Annotated in this window: 18 protein-coding genes and 2 pseudogenes; 17 read left to right on the top strand and 3 right to left on the bottom strand. The window is 33.5% G+C overall.

Going from position 1 to position 23,014, the window contains the following annotated elements; genetic code table 11:
* Positions 1–13: 13 nt before the first annotated feature.
* Positions 14–382 carry a DUF1304 domain-containing protein gene (locus AC1RPH_RS00915; RefSeq protein WP_409021750.1) on the bottom strand — a complete coding sequence of 123 codons (369 nt, stop codon included), beginning with the start codon at positions 380–382 and terminating at the stop codon, positions 14–16.
* A gap of 174 nt (positions 383–556) precedes the next feature.
* On the opposite strand from AC1RPH_RS00915, the gene AC1RPH_RS00910 reads away from it, so the two are divergent.
* From AC1RPH_RS00910 to AC1RPH_RS00835, 16 genes and pseudogenes are all read left to right on the top strand, one after another.
* Entirely contained in the window at positions 557–1,024 is a 468-nt protein-coding gene (locus AC1RPH_RS00910; RefSeq protein WP_481760994.1) for a DUF2798 domain-containing protein, read from the top strand.
* Between the two features lie 154 nt (positions 1,025–1,178).
* Positions 1,179–2,366: an iron-containing alcohol dehydrogenase gene (locus AC1RPH_RS00905; protein WP_481760993.1), complete on the top strand. Its 1,188-nt coding sequence runs from the start codon at positions 1,179–1,181 to the stop codon at positions 2,364–2,366.
* 127 nt (positions 2,367–2,493) lie between these two features.
* On the top strand, positions 2,494–3,342 hold the full coding sequence (locus AC1RPH_RS00900) for a YitT family protein (protein WP_481760992.1): 849 nt from the start codon (positions 2,494–2,496) through the stop codon (positions 3,340–3,342).
* Positions 3,343–3,353: 11 nt separating this feature from the next.
* Positions 3,354–3,839, top strand: coding sequence for a methylated-DNA--[protein]-cysteine S-methyltransferase (locus tag AC1RPH_RS00895; protein WP_481760991.1), 486 nt, complete (start codon positions 3,354–3,356; stop codon positions 3,837–3,839).
* A 429-nt stretch (positions 3,840–4,268) separates the two neighbouring features.
* A complete protein-coding gene (locus AC1RPH_RS00890) occupies positions 4,269–5,165 on the top strand; it encodes a methylenetetrahydrofolate reductase (protein ID WP_481760990.1) in 897 nt (298 codons plus the stop codon).
* A gap of 574 nt (positions 5,166–5,739) precedes the next feature.
* Positions 5,740–6,216 (top strand): annotated as a pseudogene (locus tag AC1RPH_RS00885) (helix-turn-helix domain-containing protein); the annotation flags it as partial.
* Positions 6,217–6,234: 18 nt separating this feature from the next.
* Entirely contained in the window at positions 6,235–7,254 is a 1,020-nt protein-coding gene (locus AC1RPH_RS00880) for a hypothetical protein (RefSeq protein WP_481761150.1), read from the top strand.
* Positions 7,254–8,627 carry an FAD-dependent oxidoreductase gene (locus AC1RPH_RS00875; RefSeq protein ID WP_481760989.1) on the top strand — a complete coding sequence of 458 codons (1,374 nt, stop codon included), beginning with the start codon at positions 7,254–7,256 and terminating at the stop codon, positions 8,625–8,627. Before AC1RPH_RS00880 ends, AC1RPH_RS00875 begins: the two co-directional genes overlap by 1 nt.
* Positions 8,628–8,970: 343 nt before the next feature.
* Entirely contained in the window at positions 8,971–10,953 is a 1,983-nt protein-coding gene (nagE, locus tag AC1RPH_RS00870; protein WP_481760988.1) for an N-acetylglucosamine-specific PTS transporter subunit IIBC, read from the top strand.
* A gap of 172 nt (positions 10,954–11,125) precedes the next feature.
* Entirely contained in the window at positions 11,126–13,045 is a 1,920-nt protein-coding gene (locus AC1RPH_RS00865) for a fructose-1,6-bisphosphatase (RefSeq protein ID WP_481760987.1), read from the top strand.
* Between the two features lie 157 nt (positions 13,046–13,202).
* Positions 13,203–15,923, top strand: a pseudogene (locus AC1RPH_RS00860) (sigma-54-dependent transcriptional regulator).
* A gap of 131 nt (positions 15,924–16,054) precedes the next feature.
* A complete protein-coding gene (locus tag AC1RPH_RS00855; RefSeq protein ID WP_409021738.1) occupies positions 16,055–16,366 on the top strand; it encodes a PTS sugar transporter subunit IIB in 312 nt (103 codons plus the stop codon).
* A 22-nt stretch (positions 16,367–16,388) separates the two neighbouring features.
* Entirely contained in the window at positions 16,389–16,706 is a 318-nt protein-coding gene (locus tag AC1RPH_RS00850; RefSeq protein ID WP_481760986.1) for a PTS lactose/cellobiose transporter subunit IIA, read from the top strand.
* Positions 16,707–16,733: 27 nt separating this feature from the next.
* Positions 16,734–18,020 (top strand): PTS sugar transporter subunit IIC, encoded by a 1,287-nt coding sequence (locus AC1RPH_RS00845; RefSeq protein WP_409021736.1) that lies wholly within the window; start codon positions 16,734–16,736, stop codon positions 18,018–18,020.
* A gap of 64 nt (positions 18,021–18,084) precedes the next feature.
* Positions 18,085–19,491, top strand: coding sequence for a glycoside hydrolase family 1 protein (locus AC1RPH_RS00840; protein WP_481760985.1), 1,407 nt, complete (start codon positions 18,085–18,087; stop codon positions 19,489–19,491).
* 19 nt (positions 19,492–19,510) lie between these two features.
* Positions 19,511–19,933: a DUF3284 domain-containing protein gene (locus AC1RPH_RS00835; RefSeq protein WP_481760984.1), complete on the top strand. Its 423-nt coding sequence runs from the start codon at positions 19,511–19,513 to the stop codon at positions 19,931–19,933.
* 48 nt (positions 19,934–19,981) lie between these two features.
* On the opposite strand, the gene AC1RPH_RS00830 is transcribed toward AC1RPH_RS00835, so the two are convergent.
* Both AC1RPH_RS00830 and AC1RPH_RS00825 read right to left on the bottom strand, forming a co-directional pair.
* Positions 19,982–20,839: a DegV family protein gene (locus tag AC1RPH_RS00830; protein ID WP_481760983.1), complete on the bottom strand. Its 858-nt coding sequence runs from the start codon at positions 20,837–20,839 to the stop codon at positions 19,982–19,984.
* Positions 20,840–21,361, bottom strand: a complete 522-nt coding sequence (locus AC1RPH_RS00825) for a DUF1836 domain-containing protein (protein WP_481760982.1) — start codon at positions 21,359–21,361, stop codon at positions 20,840–20,842. It lies immediately after the preceding gene.
* 162 nt (positions 21,362–21,523) lie between these two features.
* Here AC1RPH_RS00825 and AC1RPH_RS00820 point away from each other — a divergent pair, with 162 nt between their 5' ends.
* The gene (locus tag AC1RPH_RS00820; RefSeq protein ID WP_481760981.1) at positions 21,524–22,942 is read left to right on the top strand and encodes a C69 family dipeptidase; all 1,419 of its coding nucleotides are present in this window, start codon (positions 21,524–21,526) and stop codon (positions 22,940–22,942) included.
* Positions 22,943–23,014: the final 72 nt, after the last annotated feature.

Genomic DNA, 23,014 nt, shown 5'->3' with positions numbered 1-23,014 from the left:
TATTTTAGTTAGTCTATAAAGCTAAAGTAATTGCGATAAAGGCCAGTAATGCAGGTAATCCTTGTACTAAAATTATTTTTTTTGCAGATGTTAAACTACCAAAAACAGCAGCAATAAAAACAAATCCTGTAAAAAGCAACAACATTGATTTAAGCGCAGCACCAGTTAGAATGAAAAGTACAATCATTAGACCGATACTAATAAAACCATTGTATAGCCCTTGATTAGCCATTAATACTTTTGATTCTTTCTGATTTAAAAATTCTGGTCTTAATTCAAAGGCTTTTTGAGCGATTGAACTAGTTGAGAAAAATAGTTCAAGAATCATAATAAATAAGTGTTCAAGTGCAACAATCCAAGATAATATAAGTGCAATTAACATAGAAATCTCCCCTTAATCGTTATGGATATAGTATAACGTAATGTAATTGGTAGCACAATCAATCGATTTAATCGCTTACAATGAGAATGCTTTAATATTCAAAAAAAAGACTTATGACAGTGAGTTATTTTGTGTAACATTATATTTTATTAAAGTTATTAAGGAGAATGATATATGCCAACAAATGCAAAAGAAGGAATTATTTTTACAACATTAATGTGCTCGATGATGGTTTTCGTTATGAGTGCATACAATTTATTATTAGTCGGAAAACTAGGTCTTGTGACGTTATTACTTGGATTCATTCCTGGTTTTATTGTTGCTTTTATCTTAGATGTTTTAGTTGTCGGTAAAATTGCGATGGCAATTGCTGATAAGTTACCTCTTAATCATGATAAAATGTGGCAAATGATTCTCGCAATCTCAGGAATGATGATTTGTGGAATGGTCGCTTTTATGTCACTTTATGGGTTACTTATTGAAGGTGGTATGCCTGCTCATTTCTGGTCTGCTTATCTTTCTACTGTTGGACACAATATTATTGTTGCGGTACCGTTACAACTAATTATTGTTGGACCAATTTCAAGAAAAATTTTAAGCATGATTCATGCAAAAGATGAAGCTAAAAGAGTCACACAATAATCGTTTATATTTATAGAAGATTCACCAGTAAAATGGTGAATCTTCTTTTAGTAAAGGCTTGTATTGGAATGACATCGCCTAAAGGGGTTATAATGTAGTTGTTCATTTGAAATAACTTTGACTATAACTTCAAAATACAAAGGAGATTATATTTATGAAAGATTTTCAATTTAAAAATACAACTGATATTCGATTTGGTTCAGATCGTATCGAAACAGAATTACATGATGCGGTTGCACAATTTGGTCCCAATGTATTATTAACATATGGTGGTGGATCAATTAAACGTTCAGGTTTATATGACAAAGTAAAGAAAATTTTGAGTGATTTAAATGTTGTTGAATTAGCAGGAATCGAACCAAACCCTAAAGTGGGTTCAGTTCGTGAAGGTCAAAAGTTAGCTAAAGAAAATAAAATTGATGTTATTTTAGCTGTCGGTGGTGGTTCTGTTGTTGATGCTTCAAAAATGATTGCTTCAGCAGCATTTTATGAAGGAGATCCTTGGGATTTATCATTAGACCCCTCAAAACGTTTCAAAATTGATCAATTACCTTTTGTCGATATTTTAACGTTAGCAGCTACTGGTACTGAAATGAATGCTGGATCAGTTATCTCAAATCCAGAAACAAATGAAAAAATAGGTAGTTTTGGTCCCAAAACACCAGCTGTTTCATTCTTGGATCCAGCATTAACAATGAGTGTTTCAAAATGGCAGACTGCTGCTGGTTCAATTGATATTTTCTCTCATTTGACAGAGCAATACTTTGATAAAGAAAAAAATAATGATGTTTCTGACGGTATGATTGAAGGTATCATGCGAACAGTTATTAAATGGGCACCAATTGCAGTTGCGGAACCTGATAACTATGATGCTCGTGCTAATTTAATGTGGTCATCAACAATGGCATTAAATGGTATTATGCGATTAGGTTATCAAGATGGCTGGACATCCCATTCTATTGAACATGAGTTATCAGCGTACTACGATATTACTCATGGTGTTGGGCTAGGTATTATAACACCTCGTTGGATGAAATTCGTTTTATCTGCGGATACGGTTTCTAAGTTTGCTAAATTTGGTCGCAATGTTTGGCATATTCAAGATGATGATGACCAAGTCGTTGCTGATAAAGCTATTCAATCAGTTTATGACTGGGTTAAATCGTTAGGTGTACCAACAACGTTACCCGGTGTTGACATCAATGAAGAAACAAACTTTAAAGTAATGGCTGAATCAGCTGTTAGAGTTGGAAAATTAGATAGTGCTGTTTATGTTGATATGTCAGTAAATGATGTTATTGATTTATACAAAGCTTCAATGACAACTGAAAGTTTCGAATAAAGTAGTAAAAGCATCTCTGTTTAGAGATGCTTTTTTTGTGCCATAAATCGAAAATTTGTTTTATGATATAAAATTCGGTATGCTAAATAGTAAGGGGTTACAAATTTAGAACAGAAAGAGGGCCTTTATGATAAATAGGATGAAACCACAAGTTATTCAATTTTTATTAATGTTAATTGGGTTAGAAATGATTGCAATAAGTATTAATTTTTTCTACGCACCACAAGAAGTTGCGGTTGGTGGTGCAACTGGTATTGCAATCCTTTTAGAAACAGCTTTTAATTGGAACGTTTCGATTGTATTATTGAGCATTAACATGGCGCTATTGATCTTGGCTTATTTTATGTTAGAGCGTTCAACGACTAAAAAAATTATGATTGGTAGTTTTGTATTACCGTTATTTTTAGCGATTACGCCTCAAATAAATATTGTCGAGGATAGATTATTAGCTGTTATTGTCGGTGGCGCAGTTTTTGCGGTGGGAATATCAATTCTCTATCGAATTGATGCATCCAGTGGTGGAACAACGGTTCCACCACTAATAATCAAAAAATATTTCAATATTAAACCTGCAACCAGTCTATTAATAATTGATGGTATTGTGTGTTTTTTCAATATATTTGTCTCGGGTTCTGAAGCATTTATTTTAGCGATTTTTTCTTTAATAATCACGTATTTAATTATGAATTATATTGAAACGGGATTGGACCGTAAAAAAGTTTTATATGTGATGAGTACAGAAGAGGGATTAAAAAAATTAAAAGAAGATATTAATACAACTATAGATAGAGGTCTAACAATCTTTGATGCTAAAGGTGGTTATTCAGGTGAAAGCAAAGAAATGTTGATGATTATTGTTGAAAATCAAAATTATCAACAAATGTTAAATAAGGTGCATACGATTGATCCAAATGCATTTATCATCGTATATAATATCGCAGAAGTTCATGGCGCAAATTTGTCTGGGATTGAATAGGAGATTTTGACATGTACTTAATGAATTGGTTTAATGGCACGGATTATTTTTGGCTAGGGATGACTGATAAAGGATTGAGTTTTGTTGGGTCGCCTAATGGGTTAAGAAGTGAAATTGAAATATTTTATCCAAGAACTAAATTCGAAGAGAATGACAAGATTTTTAAAAGTATAATTGAAGAACTACAAGCCTATTTTGACCATGAAATTCAAAAATTTACGATCCCCGTTGATTTTAATTTGAGTGGGACGATGCTGCAAAAAGAAATTTGGGGACAACTTCAACTTATTCCATACGGTGAAACGAGAACGTATTCTGAGTTAGCTTTAGAAGTTGATTATCCTAAAGCAATTCGCGCTGTTGCTAGTGCAGTTGGTCGTAATCCTATATTAATTGTAATACCTTGTCATCGTATTTTAAGAAAAGATGGCAGCTTAGGGGGTTATCGCGGTGGGATTAATATGAAAAAGCAACTACTAGAAATAGAACGCAAATAAAAAACCGACATTACAAGGGGAGGCAATGTCGGAAAAGGGTAAGGGTGATTAACTTCGGGGAAAGTTGATCATCTTATTTAATTTATTCGGGGAAATAAATTAAAATTAAAAGTTATTAATTAAGGTATGAAGTTATTCTAACAAGTAAATGTGAAGAAAATATGACGTTAAAAAGAAAAACTATAAATGTAAAAAAAACACCACTACTTTTAAAAGTAGTGGTGAGAAAATACTAATCTATTCGAGACTCTGGGGGGAGTAGGTTAGATCTAGATGAAAAATTAAACTAAAATATAATCGTATTTTTTTATAGTAGAATTAAGTTACACACAAAGTATCTTGTGTGTATATTTATAGTATACGGCTTTATTTATTAAAACATAGGCATGTGACAGTTTTGTTAGTTTACAATTAACATTGTAAGGTGATATGAAATTTGATTTGGAGGAAGGTATTTTGAATTTTATAGAGAAAGTGAAAATGACCAAAACGGTTTTAGTTGAGTGGAATACGCCAAGCACGCTTAATCTGGATAATTTTTTTAAAGGTGCTAGCGCACTAATGAAATTAGATATTGACGCATTATCAATTACGGATAATCCTTTAGGGATGCCCCGCGTTTCAAATATATTATTGGGATATAAACTTAGTGAAAAACAGATTCCAGTAATCCTACATTTAACAACACGGGATTACAACTTAGTCGGATTAGAATCTAAATTAATGGGATTAAGTGCTGTTGGTTTAAATAATTTAATGATTATTAAAGGGAATCCTACAAAAATACAAGGTGCCACAAATGTCTATGATTTAACATCGCAACAATTAATTACAACAATTAAAAAAATGAATCAAGGAATATCGCCATCTAATCGTGAATTAAATAGTAAATCACAATTTAAAGTTGGTGGGGCATTTAATATTAATGCGATAAATTTAGATTTTGAATTTGAAGATATTAATCGAAAAATTCATTCAGGAGTAGATTATATTATCACGCAACCGGTATTTGATATGACAAATGTTCAGCGATTAAAAGATTGGATCACCATTAATGAAGTGGCTATACCTATTTTTATCAGTGTAATGCCGATACTTTCATTTGAGCGTGCTCAATTTATTCAAGATAACGTTCAGGGTATTGAACTACCAAATAAGTTTATGGCAGAATTGAAACAAGCGGCGTTGCAAAATGATGAACGTAAGGTCGGTATTGCAGCTTCGCAAAATTTAATTGAATCGTTATCAAACCTTTTTAATGGTGTTCATATAGTGACGCCAGGTTCAGACTATCAAGCAATCATTGAAATTATGCAAGGCCAATAAAAAAAATCCACTACCTGGGAGAGGTAATGGATTAAAAGGAGTAGGGATAATTAATATTCGGGAAGAAATTAATTATCATTTTAATTTGTTTGGGAGAACAAATTAAAGTTAAAAGTTATTTAATTAAGGTATGTTTATATAATAACAAGTAATTATGAAGAAAGTGTGACGAAATTATGTTAAATAAAAGAGAATAAAGAAGTTAGGTATATTTAGCGTATAAGCATTGATAAAGTTAGGTTTTGAAAGAGTAAATACTTATTTTTAGGCAAAAAAAAACGACATCGTAACATAAGTTACAGTGTCGAAAAGGGTAAAACAGTCAAAATCAATTGGGGGATTGATTTTGGTATTCAGTCCTTGGGGGAGGTACTGAATAAGTTTTATTGATTAGGTTACTCATTTAATATAACAAGTATATACCGAAAATGCAAGGGGTAAATTAAATAAAATTAAAAATAAAATTATTAATACCAATTTATCACTTTTCGCGGTAACATATTAATAGAATTAAATTAAATTGGCCTTTTTAATCGTATTGGGTAAGTGGTCAAGTGAAGCTGGGGATTTTTTTATGTATATGGAAGATTTTTTAGATGGGCAGGAAAGAACTTTTAACCAAATACTAGAACTATTACAAACACATGGTGGTTATTTAAGTAAGAAAAAATTAATGGAATTACTCCAAATATCTGGTAATTCTTTACGAATGTACCTAAAAAATATTGAAATAACGCTTGAGGAAGCTACCGCTTCAGGTCATGTTCATTTTGAAGTGAGCGCTAATAACGTTGAATTTGAAGTAGATGGTACGACAAATTTATCGAATATTAGTACTGATTTTTTAAGAGAATCGTATAAATACAAAATAATAATGTATTTGTATGCGAATGAAACATTGAATTTAATTGATCTTGAGAACGAATTACATATCAGTGGGTCGTCAATAACAAGGTGAATTAAAGAATTAAATGAAACGTTAGCAGGATTTGATCTAAAAATTAAAAATCGACGATTAGTTGGGACTAAAATTCAACTGAATTATTTTTATTACCTTTTTTTCATTAGGGTGGTTCCATTCACTGATCGCGAAGAACTCTTATCTAGAAATGAGACGATTAACGATTACGTTAATGTTTTAGATGAACAATATGACTTAGGATGGAAAGACGACGAGAAACTTAGAGTTTTTCTATGGCTTAAAATTTATATTCGAATTAATTCATATAAAGAGCAACATGTTCAGACATTAACGCCTATTTCTCGTGAATTAATCAAAAATAATCTCGCATACAGTAAAGTTAAATTAAGTCTTTTTAGATTTTTAAAAAAATATTCACTTTCCTTTTCTGAAGAAGATGCTGTTGGGTTCTATTACTTTTTAATTGGATTTGATTTAATTAAAAACGATTCTGAATTATATGTTCAAATTAAAGATGACGATATTGATAAAAAAACACCCATCAATAGTGCAATTAGTCTTTTTTGGAGTGATATTGAGAAATATACTTACTTCAAACGGGATTCAAAAATTTCTTATAATTTATTTAATTCATACAGCAAATTAGCCATATTTAAAGGTGAAAGTTTTAGTTATAATCGAACAATTATGGAATTTAATCGTAAATCATTAGAACGAGAAGACTTTTCGCAGATCATTCAAAAATTATTGACGGCGTATCAATCTGTTACACAGTTCGATGGCTTAAATTCGCCAGATGATTTATATTATCTACAAAATCAGTATTTATATATCTTGAATATTTTAAACTTCGAGTTTGATGACGTTTTAAAAATTGGCTTATTAATTAATCGTGATCCAATTATGGAAAAACTAACCGTAATCATTATGGAACGTGTTTTAAGCAGCGTTTTAAACGCTCAAGTAGAAATTTATCAAGAAGGTAAAGAATATGATTTAATTGTGACAAATAGGATGGGTGTTAACCAAGATCAATTTAATTCACCATTATATGTGATGTCAGAAATTGGTGTTAGTTCAGATCAAGTTATTACTGATGTCGTAAATGAAATTTTAGAAATTGATAAGGTTAGAAAAATTAACACGCAAAGCTTGGAGGAAAAATAATGAAGTATGTCATTATCGGCGGAACGCACGCAGGGATAGCTGCCGCTAGAACAATTTCAAAATCAGATCCAAATGCCGAAGTAATTATTATGGAAATGAAAGATAGCGTTAGCTATATCTCATCTGGAATTAATTTGTTATTTGATGGGGTTATTGATAACTTAGAAGAAGCGAGTTATGCGACACCTGCTGCGTTAGAGTCTGAAGGTATTAAATTGATGCTTGGTACTGAAGTGTTGCACGTTAGTACGGAGGATAAACGTTTATACTTTGTTAATGCAGATAAACAATACAGTTACAGCAACTATGACAAATTAATTTTAGCTAATGGGTCTAAGGTTGTTAAACCACATATTAAAGGGATAGATAATGAAAATGTTGTTTTTTATAAAAATTTAGAAGAATCAAAAAAGGCTATGGAACAGTTGTGCCCAACTAATAGGCGTATTTTAATTGTTGGTGCAGGATTAGTGGGGCTTGCATTAGCTAGCTCAATTTATGAGGGACGTAAAGGCGAAAAAGTTGATGTTACAGTAGTTGAAGCTATGGGAGGTGTTTTGACACGGTACGTAGATCAAGAAATTGGTAATCGGATAATTGATGATTTAAGAGAAAAAGGGATAAAGATTGTATTAAAAAATGATGTTCATGCTATTAATGTGGATGAGAATAACAAAATAGTTAGCGTTTCGACAACTGACCAAGAAATCGCCTGTGATTTAGTCGTTTTTTCGGTTGGATTAAAACCTAACAATGATTTTTTGAGAGACGCTGTTGAACTTAATCAAAATAATACCATTAAAATCAATGATTACATGCAGACAAGTGATAAAGACATCTATGCAGCAGGTGATAATGCCGGATTTAAACAAACTGTCAGCCAACGTCGAGAGTATCAACCTCTTGTTAATAACGCTATTAAAGGTGCAATTGTGGCGGCGTATAACTGTACGGGTCTATTTAGTCCTGTTAAAGTTGAAACGACGCAAGGAACAGCGGGGATGAACTTATTCGGTCATTATTTAGCAACGACAGGTGTCACTGAAGAAAACGCACCATATATCGGATTGGATGTTCTATCCAATACAATTGAAAATAAGATTCAATATGATTACGTTAAAAATGGTTCCAAAATACTTATAAAAGTTGTGTACAGGAAAGATACTGAAGTCATTGTTGGTGCACAAATTTATTCGAAACATGATATTTTAGATATGATTAATATCATGTCAGTAGCTATTAATATGCAAATGACGATGGCTAAATTATCATCAATGGATTTTTATTTTAATCCTGAATACAATAAAGCGTTAAATACTTTAAATGAAGTTGCCCTTACGAGAAGGACAAAAGACCGTCATATCAGTAAATAAGCTGTAAATGTCAAAATTTGCGAGTTAACCCTCAAATATTAATATTTTTTATGGGGAATTACATGGCATAATAAGTCTTGTAAATAAATGATTCAAAGAGTTTATTGATTAGGACACAGAATATCGAAGAGAAAATTTAGTGTGGGGACGCTTGTTTTCTAAAAAGTTGGTTGCTTAATATAATTAAGCAACTTTTTTTTTGTCTAAAAAATAAAATTGGTATAGATGTTTAATTTATTTTCTAAAGCCTTGTATACACGTTTTTCACTTGATTTGTATTTGATTTGAATTTTTTTGGTCTAACCTGTATGATAGTTTTTATAAGAAAAAAAGGGGATAAAAAATGAAAAGTTATTTACAGAGAATGGGACGTTCGTTAATGTTGCCTATCGCAGTACTACCGGCAGCAGCATTACTGGTTGGAATTGGAACTTGGTTGCCACAAGATTGGTTTGCGGCGGCATTTATGCAGGCCGGCGGAAACGCAATTCTAGGTAATCTAGCATTATTATTTGCTGCTGGTTTAGCTTTAGGAATGTCGACTAACAAGGATGGCGCAGCTGCGTTAGCTGGTGTTGTTGCATTTGAAATTCCAGTTAAAATGTTGGAACCGACTTCGGTTGCGGCTTTATTAGGAGTAAAAGTAACAGATGTTGATCCTGCATTTAGTTCTATCAGTAGTAATGTGTTTATTGGGATTATTGCCGGATTAATTGCGGCAGCAATGTATAATCGTTTCCATAGTGTGAAGTTACCAATGGCTATTTCATTCTTTAGTGGGAAACGATTAGTACCCATTATGTCAGCATTGGTAATGATTTTTGTTACCTTAGCTTTATTATTTGCATGGCCAGTTGTTTATGCTTGGTTAGTTGCATTTGGTAAGTTTATGGTTGGACTTGGATGGGTTGGAGCTGGTTTATACGGATTCTTCAACCGGCTTTTAATTCCAACCGGATTACATCAAGCGTTGAATTCAGTATTTTGGTTCGACGTTGCTAAAATTAATGATATCGGGAACTTTTGGAGTAATACAGGAATTAAAGGAACTACAGGTATGTACATGGCAGGATTTTTCCCAATCATGATGTTTGGGCTACCAGCTGGTGCGTATGCCATTTATCGAAATGCTTTACCTGAACGTAAAAAAGAAGTTGGCTCATTGATGCTAGCTGGTGCATTTGCATCATTTTTCACAGGCGTGAGTGAACCTTTAGAATTTTCATTTATGTTCGTTGCATGGCCTTTATACGTCATTCATGCGGCATTAACCGGGTTATCTTTAGCTTTTGCCGCATTTATGCACTGGACAGCTGGATTTACATTTAGTGCGGGCTTAGTTGATTACGTCTTGAGTATACGTGTACCAATGGCTAATATGCCACTAATGCTGTTGGTACAAGGTGTTGTGATGGCAATTATTTATTACACACTATTCAATTTTGCCATTAAGAAATTTAACTTAATGACACCAGGTCGCGAACCAATTACTGAAGATATTCAACTATCGCCTGAATTAGGGGATGACAAATATGCACGACAAGCTCAAATTGTTTACGCTGCTATTGGTGGTAAAGATAATTTAACAGTCGTTGATAATTGTACAACCCGTCTTCGTCTACAAGTTAAAGATACAAGCCATATTAATGAAGATGCACTTAAAGCATCAGGTGCTGCTGGGTTTAAAGTTATCGATAAAACAAATATTCAAGTCGTTATTGGAACTGAAGTTCAATTTGTTGCTGACGAGCTTGGTAAGTTATATGAGTCAAAGGCTGATTCTATTTCATTAAGTAATGAAAAGTTACAGGCTGAGACGGATAAATCAAGCGCTACAGCTAATCATAATGATTCAACGGTTATTGGTAGTGAAACGTTTTATACGGTTGCAGAGGGCGAATTAATGTCTATTTCGGATGTTAAAGATGCTACCTTTGCTGAAAAAATGTTGGGTGATGGTTATGCAGTCGAACCAGCTAATGGCGAAATTTATACACCGGTTGCTGGTAAAGTAGCAAGTATCTTTCCAACGAAACATGCAATTAGTATCACGACTGAAACGGGATTAGAAGTCCTATTACACATGGGAATTGATACCGTTCAATTAGAAGGTAAACCTTTTGAAGTGACTATTTCTGAAGGCGAAACTCTTAAACCAGGTGACTTAGTTGCGCGAGTTGATTTAAACGCAATTAAAGCTGCTGGTAAGGAAACAACGATGATGGTCGTTTTAACGAATATGGATAAAGTGTCTAATATAACGTTTGATCATTTGAATGAGACAGTTAAAGCCAATGAAGTTTCGGCAATTGTTCAAACTAAATAAGAATAAATGAAGCAGGCCAAAACTTTTGGTCTGCTTTTTTGGTATAGGTAGCTGGTTTATAAAAAAGCTTATATATAATAATATGACTCATTTAATAAGTTGTAATTGGTATTGGCAAACCGGCATGGTATAGTGACTGTAAGCGCATCATAAAATGAAGGAGGCCATTTAAATGAATCCCTATTATTTAACGTTATTGGAAAAAAGATTTCCGACTAAACAAAGTATTGTCACTGAAATTATTAATTTAGAGGCCATTCTTAATCTACCCAAAGGAACGGAGCATTTTGTTAGTGATGTTCACGGTGAATATAACGCATTTCAACATGTTTTAAGAAATGGTTCAGGAAATGTTAAACAAAAAATTCAAGAAATTTTTGAAGGCCGTTTGACTGAAGAGAGTATACAGGACTTTGCAATCTTAATTTATTATCCAGAAGAAAAACTAATTGCTAAAAAACAACAATTCACTTCACAACCTGAATTGGAGCAGTGGTATTTAGATACCATTGCCAGAATGATAGAGTTGTTACAAAAGACAGCAACAAAATATTCCCGTTCGAAGGTACGAAAGGCACTATCACCTGATTTTATGTATATAACAGAGGAATTATTATATAGTAATTCCAATGAACTTGATCAAAAAGATTATTATAATCGTATAATAGAAAATTTAATTAAATTAAATCAAGCAGAAGCATTTTTAACGGCTACAGCGTATACGATTCAAAGGTTAATCGTTGACCATTTACACGTAATTGGGGATATTTTTGATCGTGGTCCTGCGCCAGATAAAATTATGAAGACACTTCTTGATTATCATTCAGTTGACATTCAATGGGGAAATCATGATATTTTATGGTTAGGTGGTGCTGCTGGCTCGCCTTTATGTATCGCTAATTTATTGCGAATTTGTGCTAGATATAATAATTTAGCTATTGTTGAAGATGCATATGGGATTAATTTACGCCATTTAGCAACATTTGCCGATAAAACGTATCAAGATAATCCAGCATTTTCACCGAAAGTTAATTCAGCACAAGAAAAAATCAAAGAAGACGAACGACTTTTAATGACCAAAATACACCAGGCAATCGCTATTATTCAATTTAAATTAGAAGGACAGATTATTAAAAGACGTCCTGATTTTGATATGGCAAATCGTGCGATTTTAGAAAAGATTTGGAACAAAGGGTCAAAAATAGAAATCGATGGGAAACATTATTCACTACAAGATACTTGTTTTCAAACAGTTGATTGGGCAGATCCGTATAAATTAACAGATGATGAGTCAGAAATAATGGATAAATTAGTAGAATCATTTATCCATGCGACTAAATTACGAGAACATCTAGATTTTATGATGGCACGTGGTAGTATGTTTAAACGATATAATGGGAACTTGTTAGTTCACGGCTGTATTCCAGTTACACAAGAAGGTAAATTGGAGGGCTTTGAGCTAAAAGGGAAAGCATATGCAGGACCAGAATTATTAGCTTTTTTTGAAGATAATTTACGTAAAAGCTATGCTAAACCTAAAAAATCTACTGACCTTGAAACTGATTTACTTTGGTATTTATGGCAAGGACCCAAATCGCCTTTATTTGGGAAACATGCGATGAAAACTTTTGAACGTTACTTTATTAATGATGAAGAAGTTCAAGTTGAGATACCAAATGCGTATTACAAATTACGACATGATGAAGCATTTTGTCGTCATATATTAGAAGAATTCGGGCTTAATCCAGATAACGGTAAAATAATTAATGGGCATACACCAGTTAAGCGTGGGCACAAGCCGGTTATGGCCAATAAAAAGATGATTGTGATTGATGGTGGTTTCTCAAAAGCTTACCAATCAACTACTGGAATTGGTGGATATACGCTGCTCTCTAATTCATATGGCTTACAATTAGTTGCTCACCAACCCTTTACGTCTAAGTGGGATTCAATTGAAAATGGGACAGATATTATTTCAGTGAAACGAATTATTGATAGTGAAGTTAAAAGACAAACAATTGCTGAAACTGATATGGGAAAAGAACTTGCTAGTCGTGTTGTAGAATTAAAAAAATATTTACAGAGTAAATAAAAAATCTTACTGAAAAGTAAGATTTTTTATTTAGGTTATGATTTTCTGTGTAAAAGGAGAAAAGTAAGCCAGCAAATATTAGTGTGTAAATGTAAAAAAGATTGCGGTATACTAGTGGTAAGCGTTTTCTTTTAGCGTGTAAGGGAGTAGTGATAACTTGGGAGATCGAAAAAATGATATTTATAATCTTTTAAAAAATAAGGAAATAGCGATGGATGCGACACAGATTGCAGACGAGCTTAATTGCAATCGCGCAAATGTGAGTCGTTATTTGAATGATTTATATAAAAATGGTGACGTTACAAAAAGTGATGGGCGCCCTGTTCTCTATCAGTGGGCATCACTTGAAGAAAAAGAAACACGTCAAAAAGAAATTAATGATAAAAGTGTTAAAGAGATGAGTTTCAAAAAGTTAATCGGGTCTAATGATTCATTAAAGGTTATGATCCAACAAGCCGAAGCAGCCATTTTATATCCACCAAGAGGACTACACACAATTATTTTTGGTGAAACGGGAACGGGTAAATCTTTGTTTGCTGAATGTATGTATCAGTTTGCATTAGAATCAGAAATGGTGAAGGCTGATGCGCCTTTTATCCGGTTTAATTGTGCGGATTATGCGAATAATCCACAGTTACTTTTTGCGCATATATTTGGTGTTAAAAAAGGGGCCTACACAGGTGCTGATCAAGATAAAAAAGGATTAATGGATAAAGCTAACGGTGGTATTTTATTCTTAGATGAAATTCATCGATTACCTCCTGAGGGACAAGAAATGCTCTTTACCTTTATTGATAAGGGGTTTTATCGGCCTTTAGGAGAGTCTTCAATTACTAAAGAAGCGAGTGTACAGATTATTGGGGCAACGACTGAAACGTCAGAAAATTTTTTGAGCACATTTAATCGACGTATTCCAATGGCAATTACATTACCGCCTATCTCAAAACGAACAATTGATGAACGTTATGGGATAGTCATGAATTTTTTTGAACAAGAAGTCGGTAGATTGAGCCAAGATATTATTGTTGAGCGAGATGCGATGCTTGCATTAATGTTATACGAGCCTGAAGCAAATATTGGTCAAATTCAGAGGGATATTAAAGTTGTTTGTGCAAAGGCCTTCTTGTATTTTAGAACGCATGAAACGGCTTCGTTATATATCAGATTAAAAGACTTACCATTGAATGTTCAAAAAGGACGTTTGGAAGGTAAATCCAAATATAAAAAAATTGATGTCTTAATGGAACGTTTAGCGAAACGAACAAATGAAAAAAATACAAAAGTTGTGACTTTTAAAAATAGCGAAACGGTAGAAAAAAACGATCAAAAACCAACGGTTTATGAAACAATTGATAAAAAAGTGAGTGAAACTGATAAACAGAATTTTAAATCACTAAATCTTAAAACGTTAATCGATTCAGATGATAAAGGTTATTTTAAAGATTACATTGAACAATTATCGGGTGAAGGCGTTCGAAAAGAGTTACTACCAGATGATATTTGGACGGTTACCAATGAAGTTTATGACTTAGCCCAGAATAAATTAGGGCAAAAATATAATGAAAATGCACGATTTGCATTTGGATTACACCTTGTTAGTGCTATTGAAAGAATCAGGAAAAATGTCGCAATTATTCATCCTGATTTAAATAATTTACGACAAAAAAATCCAAAAGCCTTTCGTGTTGCACTGGAAATGGCAGATAAAATTGAACATGAATTTGATATTGAAATTCCATTAGATGAAATTGGATTTATTACAATGTTTTTGAGCTCTGATTTAAGTGTTAAGAAACAACAAAATGAAATTAAAGTCGGTATCATCGTGCTAATGCACGGGGCATCAACGGCTTCTTCTATGTTACAGACAGCACAAGAATTACTTGGTACAACAAAGGGAAAAGCAATTAATATGCCACTTGATGTAAATGTTTCGGAAATTTATGATCAAGTACGAGATTATGTACTGGATAGTCAGGAACAATTGAAAAAAGGGTTATTACTTTTAACTGACATGGGCTCTTTAACTAGTTTTGCATCAATGTTAGGTGAAGAAACAGGGATTAATATTCGAGCTGTTTCAATGACGAGTACGTTAGTTGTGCTTGAATCATTAAGAATTGCGATTGCCGGTCGTGAACTAGAAGATATTTACGCAAATGCACAACATATTTTTGAATCGTCTGTAAAAGAGCAGTTTTTCCATATGCATCCTAGGAAAAAAGCAGTTATCGTAGCTTGTTTTACCGGCGAAGGTGTCGCCGCAAGATTATATGATCGTATTATGCCAATTGTAAACGAAGACGAAGTTAAAGTAATTCGGATGCAATATTTAGAAAAAGATGCATTTAAAAAGCACATTAATACATTAATGCGCGATTATGATGTGAAGGCAATTGTTGGTACCGTCGAGGTTTCTTACCAAAGAGTGCCATTCTTTTCTGCTTTAGATATCTTTAATGATGAAACCTTACAAGTTTTGCAGCGGATGTTGTCTGATAACGACTTAACGCGAGAAACAATTAATGCATTGGAAGGTAGTATTAATTCAGTTAATTCTGTCCCAGATTTAATTCATACTATTCAAACCATGATTATTAAAATTTAATCAGATTTACAGATTGTTCTTGATCCAGAGATTATCGTAGGGATCATGATGCATCTAGCATTTCTAGTAGATTCAAGATTGAAAAATCAATCAATTAAACCGTTTAAGAATGTCCAAGAATTTTCAGCTGAGAATCATTTACAGATGGAAATAGTTAAAACGGCCCTGATTATTGTTGAAAAAATGTATAATATTAAGATTTCAGATGATGAAGTTGCCTATATTGTCCAAATTTTTATGGGTAATACGTTGAATAAAGTCAGTGTGTAATAGTGACTAGTAGTGTGCAAATAAAATAAAAGACCATCGAAAGCGCTTTCTTAAAGCCTTTTCGATGGTCTTTATTTTTGGCATGGAACTTGCGTATATAAGAGTATAAATAGAAAAAGGAGTGGCAAATTATGAAAACGATTATGTTAGTTTGTTCAGCGGGTATGAGTACAAGTTTATTGGTGTCAAAAATGCAAAAGGCTGCAGAAGCAGAGAACTATGATTCAGAAATCTTTGCAGTTGGTGCTTCAGAGGCAGATTCAATGCTTGAATCAAAACCAGTTGATATTTTAATGTTAGGCCCACAAGTTCGTTTTATGAAAGATGAATTTGAAAAAAAGGTTGCTGACAAAAATATTCCGGTAGAAGTTATCAATATGCAAGATTACGGCATGATGAATGGCGAAAAAGTTCTTGCAACAGCTAAAAGCTTAATTAAATAAAAAATAAAAGGGGTAATCAGATATGAACGAAAATGATGCACAAATGCAAACAATCATGGGGCTGATTGTTAATGGTGGAAACGCTAAAAGTGATTCTATGGAAGCAATTCACGCCGCTAAAAAAGGCGATTTTGAAACCGCAGCTGCTAAGTTAGCTGATGCTGACAAATCACTCATTGAAGCACATCATTCTCAAACAGCCATGTTAACGCAAGAAGCTTCAGGGGATCCGGTACCAGTTAGTTTATTAATGGTTCATGGACAAGATCATTTAATGAATGCGATTACATTTAGAGACTTAGCTGGTGAGGTAGTAGATCTATACAAAAAAATAGGATAAGTACTAAACTTTAAGGAGGAACTACTCATGGACAAATTTATAAAATGGATGGATATTCACTTTATTCCAGTAGCTTCAAAAATTGGGGCACAAAGACATTTGGTGGCAATTCGAGATGCATTCGTTGTTATTATGCCACTTATGATTTTAGGTGCTCTGGGAACATTAATTAATAACTTACCAATTCCAGGTTTTTCAAATTTTATGGACGGACTATTTCCTAAAATAGTTAACGATGTTCCAATCTGGAAGGGTGTAGGAGCAGGCGTTTGGAATGCTAGTTTTGGTATTATGTCATTATTCGTTGCATTCTTAGTAGCTCATAACGTTGCAAAATCATATGGTAAAGATGGTATGGCTGCTGGTACAGTATCAGTTGCTTCATTCTTCGCTTTAGGTGGTTTGCAATTAGCTGGGATGTCTTCAGTAGGATTATTCGTTGCACTTGTTGTCGGTTTGGTTTCAGCAGAATTATTCCAACGTTTAAGTGGTAACAAACATTTAATCGTTAACATGCCTGATGGTGTTCCACCTGCTGTTGCAAAAGCATTCGCTTCATTATTTCCAGCAATGATTGTTGTTACAATCTTTGCCTTTATCAATACATTATTCCAAGGATTCGGCGTAACTGATATTATTGCATCATTCTACAAACTTGTTCAAGAACCATTTATGGGCTTGGCAAATTCATATCCATCAGCATTATTATTAGCATTTATTGCACCATTCTTATGGTTCTTTGGTTTACATGGAGCTAATATGATTGATCCATTAATGCAAACAATTAACGCACCTGCTATTGCAGCTAACGTTAAAGCACTTAGTGAAGGTAAAACAATTCCTTTTATCGTTAACAAACCTTTCTTCGATTCATTTGTTAACTTAGGTGGAACTGGTGCAACTATTGGTTTGATTATTGCCATCTTCATTGTTGGTCGTAAAAATAAACCTTACAAAATGATTGGATCACTATCAGCAGCTCCTGGTATTTTCAATATCAATGAACCAATGATGTTTGGACTTCCAATTGTGTTGAATCCAATTATGTTCGTACCATTTATTTTGACACCAATGGTACTTGTGACTGTTGCGTATATTGCAACCGCCACTGGAATTGTGCCAGCAGCAACGGTAATGCCCCCATGGGTTACACCACCAGTAATTGGCGGGATTTTGGCAACTAAGAGTTTAGCTGGTGGGGTTTTAGCCGCAGTTAATGTGGTTATCTCAGCGTTAATTTACGCACCATTCGTTATCTTAGCAACAAAACAAATTGAAAAAGCTGAAGCAGAAGCTGAAGCAGCAAAAAAATAAAATAAAAGCGAATCTCTTTACGTTATTCTGTAAAGAGATTTTGTGTTAAATAAAGGAGTTTACTATGGTTAAATATGAATTTCCAAAAGATTTCTGGTGGGGGTCAGCTGCGAGTGGACCACAATCTGAAGGTCGTGTTTCAGGAGATGGAAAAGCTGATAATATTTGGGATGCTTGGTATCAAGCAAGCCCTGAAAAGTTCTTTAATCAGGTTGGACCCGAAAATACATCAAGGGTTTATCAAAAATACCAAGAAGATATCTCTTTGATGAAACAAACAGGTCATAATTCATATCGGACTTCAATTCAGTGGTCACGTTTGATTCCAAATCCATTCACTGGAGAGGTTAATCCTGAAGCTGTTACCTTTTATAACCATTTAATAGATGATTTAATTGCCGCTGGAATTGAACCTTTTATGAACCTTTACCATTTTGATATGCCAATGGTGTTACAAGAAAATGGTGGTTGGTTAAATCGTGAAGTTGTAGACTTGTATACGGACTATGCAGAAACTTGTTTTAAATTATTTGGCGATCGCGTTAAAAAATGGTTTACTCAAAATGAACCGATTGTTCCAGTTGAGGGTGGGTATTTATATGGATGGCATTTACCTGATGAACGTAATTTAAAGCATGGTGTCCAGGTGGCTTATCATGAAGCATTGGCAAGTGCTAAAGCAGTTGAAAAGTATCATTCACTCAATTTAGGTGGCACAATTGGGATTATTTTAAATTTAATGCCAACGTATCCAAAAGATGAGACAAATCCAGCAGATGTTAAAGCAGCCAAATTTGTTGATGGATTCTTTAATCGTTCATTTTTAGATCCCGCAATTAAAGGCACTTTCCCTCAAGATATTGTTGAGTGGTTGCATGAATATGACTTAATGCCAATCTATCATCAAAGTGATTTAGATGTTATTAAAGAAAATACTATCGATTTATTAGGCGTTAATTATTATCAACCAAGGCGAGCAGCGGCGAAAATAATTAAAGCCGAACCAGAAGGTGAAAATGGCTGGATGCCTGAAGATTTTTATACAGTATACGATATGCCTGGAAAAAAAGTTAATCCTTATCGTGGCTGGGAAATTTATGAAAAAGGAATTTATGATGCACTAATCAATATTAAGGATAATTATGGTAATATTGATTGTTTCATCTCTGAAAATGGGATGGGTGTTGAAGATGAAGCCAGATTTATTAATGCAGATGGGCAAATTAATGATGATTATCGAATTGAATTTGTTCAAGATCATTTGAAATGGGTTCATAAGGCACTTGAAGAAGGTAGTAACGTTCATGGCTACCATATGTGGACATGTATGGATAATTGGTCATGGTTAAATGCTTACAAGAACCGTTACGGATTTATTAGTGTTGATTTAGATAATGAAGCAAAACGCACAATTAAGAAGAGCGGTTACTGGTTTAAAAAAATGACAGAACAAAATGGATTTAATGACTAAAAATGGAGGCGAATGACTGATGGAAATGGAAATGAAATTAAAAATGCCTGCAGATTATCTATTTGATCAAATTATGGAGTCCGTACTATATGATATTAAAGATCAGACAGGTCAGAAATTAACAAAAAATCAATTAGAGGGTTTTGCGTTCACGAAAAAGTTTTCAAAAACACAATCAGCTGCTTTAAAAGTAACAAAAATAGTTGAAAACGAAAGTTATCATTTTCAAACGGATAACAATCGTAATAAATTTGATGTAAGTTACGATATTAAGGTAATTGATGATAAACGTTGTTTGTTAAGTTATAAAGAAGTCATGACTTCTAAAGGCAAGATGCAACAAATGAATGATGCCTTCATGAGTATTCTTATGAGTTTCTTTAAGAAGAGAAATTTCAAAAAAATGCTTAAACAAATTGAAAATAAGTATGCAACTAATTAGACTAAAAATAAAGAAGCAAACCGTATTTATCGGTTTGCTTCTTTATTTTTAGTCTAAAATTTCAACACCAATACCGATAACACCAGGGCCAGCATGAACACCAAGAGCAGGTGATGCATCGCCAAAGTAAAAATGTTCAGCATTTGGATACTTAGTTTTTAAGGTTTCGAAGATACTTGCTGCTAAAGGCTCATTATTACCATATGCAACGGCTATATCGAAATGAAGAGAATCGCCAATCTTATCATCAACGAGTGATAATAATTTTTTTAGTGCAGCTTTTTCGCCTCGAGCTTTTGCAATAGGATAATAAATACCATTTTCATCACATGAAATAATTGGTTTGATGTTTAAGAGATTCCCCATAAGACCAGAGACACGTCCAATACGGCCACCAACTTGAAGATAGTGTAGGGTTGGTAAATAGAAAAAGACACTACTTCTATCAACCGCTAGTTGAACCTTTGTGACAATTTCGTCAAAATAATTGCCTTCTTTAATTAAGTTTGATGCTAAAATACCAGCTAATCCACCACCAATACCAACATTTTTTGTATCGATGACTTCAACAGTTAATGATGATAATTTGGCGAATGTTTTAATTGAATTATAAGTACCAGACAAACCGCTTGAGATCGTTGTTGCAATAACATGTGTATAGCCATCGGCTTTAATTTGGTCAAAAACGTCGTTAATTGAGCCACCTGAAGGCGTTGCGGTTGTTGGAATCTCAGTCTCCATACGTTCATAAACTTCCGCAGGTGAGATAGAGATACGATCTAAGTAAGTTGCATCACTGAATGTAATTAAAATAGGGACCATATAAATATGTTCCTGTTCCATAAATTCTTTAGGAATATCCGAACCTGAATCTACTAATACTGCTATTTTTTCTTTACTCATCATTTAATTGGCCTCCTTCATTAATATAACTAATTTTTCACTGATAATATGATTAATCACGGCACTTGCAGCCGTTCGTTGTTCTAATTCAATGATTGTTGTTTCAGTCGTGACGGGCTTTAAGTTGGTATCAAAGGTTAAAGATTTAAGTTGTTCGTTAAAAATTAAAGCGAAGTTCATGTAAGCATCTTCAGATGAGTTATCGACTAAAATTTGGTCGATACCATTCTTGATAACATCTAACGGAAAAGCAGATTTTAAAACAGTAATAACAATGATTGCTGCTAAATGTTCCTTGCGATATCTTTTTTTGATGGGTTTAAACATAACTTCTTTTTTTACGTAATTATTGACCATTGTAGGTGTTACAGGCATTAAGTGTAATGGCTCTAAGTATTGATTAACAAGTTTCACGGATTGATCCATATAAAGGTCTAATTCCGGGAAATCTTGCCAATCAGGTAATGTAATTTTCTTTAAGCTATCTAGCCAATTTAAAAAAGATGATGGAACTTTTTGGCTCAAATGATAACCCCCCTTAACGTAATATCTTTATATTAGCATTTACATCTAGAGTTGTAAACTAGATTTAACTGTTTCTTAAAGTATATAAAAATAGCATGTTTATATGAAGATAAAAGTTGTACACTATAAGGGTATTTAATAATGAGAAGGAGTGAATTATTTATGATGGAACAAGCATGTACAACAATTTTAGTTGGTAAGAAGGCCACAATTGATGGCTCAACGATGATTGCTAGAAATGATGATACGTTTTTGCCTATTACACCACAACGATTCTTGATGTACCCTGCAGTAACCGGACGTCATGAAACGTTAACTTCGAATAAAAATGGGTTTACTGCACCATTACCAGAAAATGGGTATCGCTGGACAGCAACACCTAATGTTGAGGTATCCAGCAAAGGTGTCTTTGATGAAAGTAGTATTAATGAAAAAAATGTTGCAATGAGCGCAACAGAAAGTGTCTATGCGAATGAACGTGTTTTAGCATACGATCCTTTAATTAAAAATGGTTTAGCAGAAGATTCATTACAAACAATGGTTGCACCTTATATTAAATCAGCAAAACATGGTGTTGAATATTTAGGGGCTTTAATTACAAAATACGGTTCACCTGAAGGAAATGGTGTCTTATTTAGTGATAAAAATGATGTTTGGTACATGGAAATTGTTACCGGACATCACTGGATTGCACAACGTATTCCAGATGATGCTTATGCTGTTGCAGCTAATCAAGTTGCTATTCAAGAAATTGATTTTGATAATACAGATAACTTTATGTGGTCAGACGGTATCCGTGAATATGTAGAAGAGCATCATTTAAACCCTGATAAAACAGGCTGGAACTTCCGTCATATTTTTGGAACAGACACAGAAAAAGATCGTCATTACAACACACCTCGTGTCTGGTATGGTCAACGTTGTTTGAATCCAGAAATTAAGCAAGAACCAACTTCAAGTGAATTACCATTCATTTGTTACGCAAATAAAAAAATCAGTGTTGAAGATGTGACTGCTATTTTAGGTTCACATTACAATGAAACACAATATGATCCATTTGGTCATGGTGCTGATGAAGATCGTTTACGATTCCGTCCTATTTCAATGAATAGAACACAAAATGCACACGTTCTTCAATTGAGAAATAATGTTGATGATGCACATTCTGCATTAATGTGGATCTGTTTAGGTGTTCCAGCATTTGCACCATTTGTGCCATTCTACACGAATGCAACAGACACAGACCCAAGTTACAGCGAAACACCGTTAACACTAGATATGAATAGTGCTTATTGGATGTATCGTACGGTTTCGATGTTAACAGAATCACATTATTCTCATTTTATTCAAGAAAATGTTGATTACTTAAAGGCATGTCGTCAACAGTTGAAGACGATGGTTGCTGATATTGATGCAGCATCTACAGATATGAGTGGGGATGAATTAACAAACTACCTCACACAACAAAATTACGCAATTGTTGCTGATATGCGTGAAAGAACGATGAACATGATTGGTCAATTCATTACTGAAGGATTAACATTATCTAAATTAACATTTAACATGGATGCTAATTTATAAAAATAATATTTAACATGGATGCTAATTTATAAAAATAATATTTAAATACTTTGTACGCAAAAAGGCGTAATT

The sequence above is a fragment of the Dellaglioa sp. CoH-57-MRSF-16 genome (assembly GCF_056782055.1).
The sequence above is the reverse complement of the archived record's forward strand: the minus strand, read 5'-3'. Positions and strand labels throughout refer to the sequence as shown.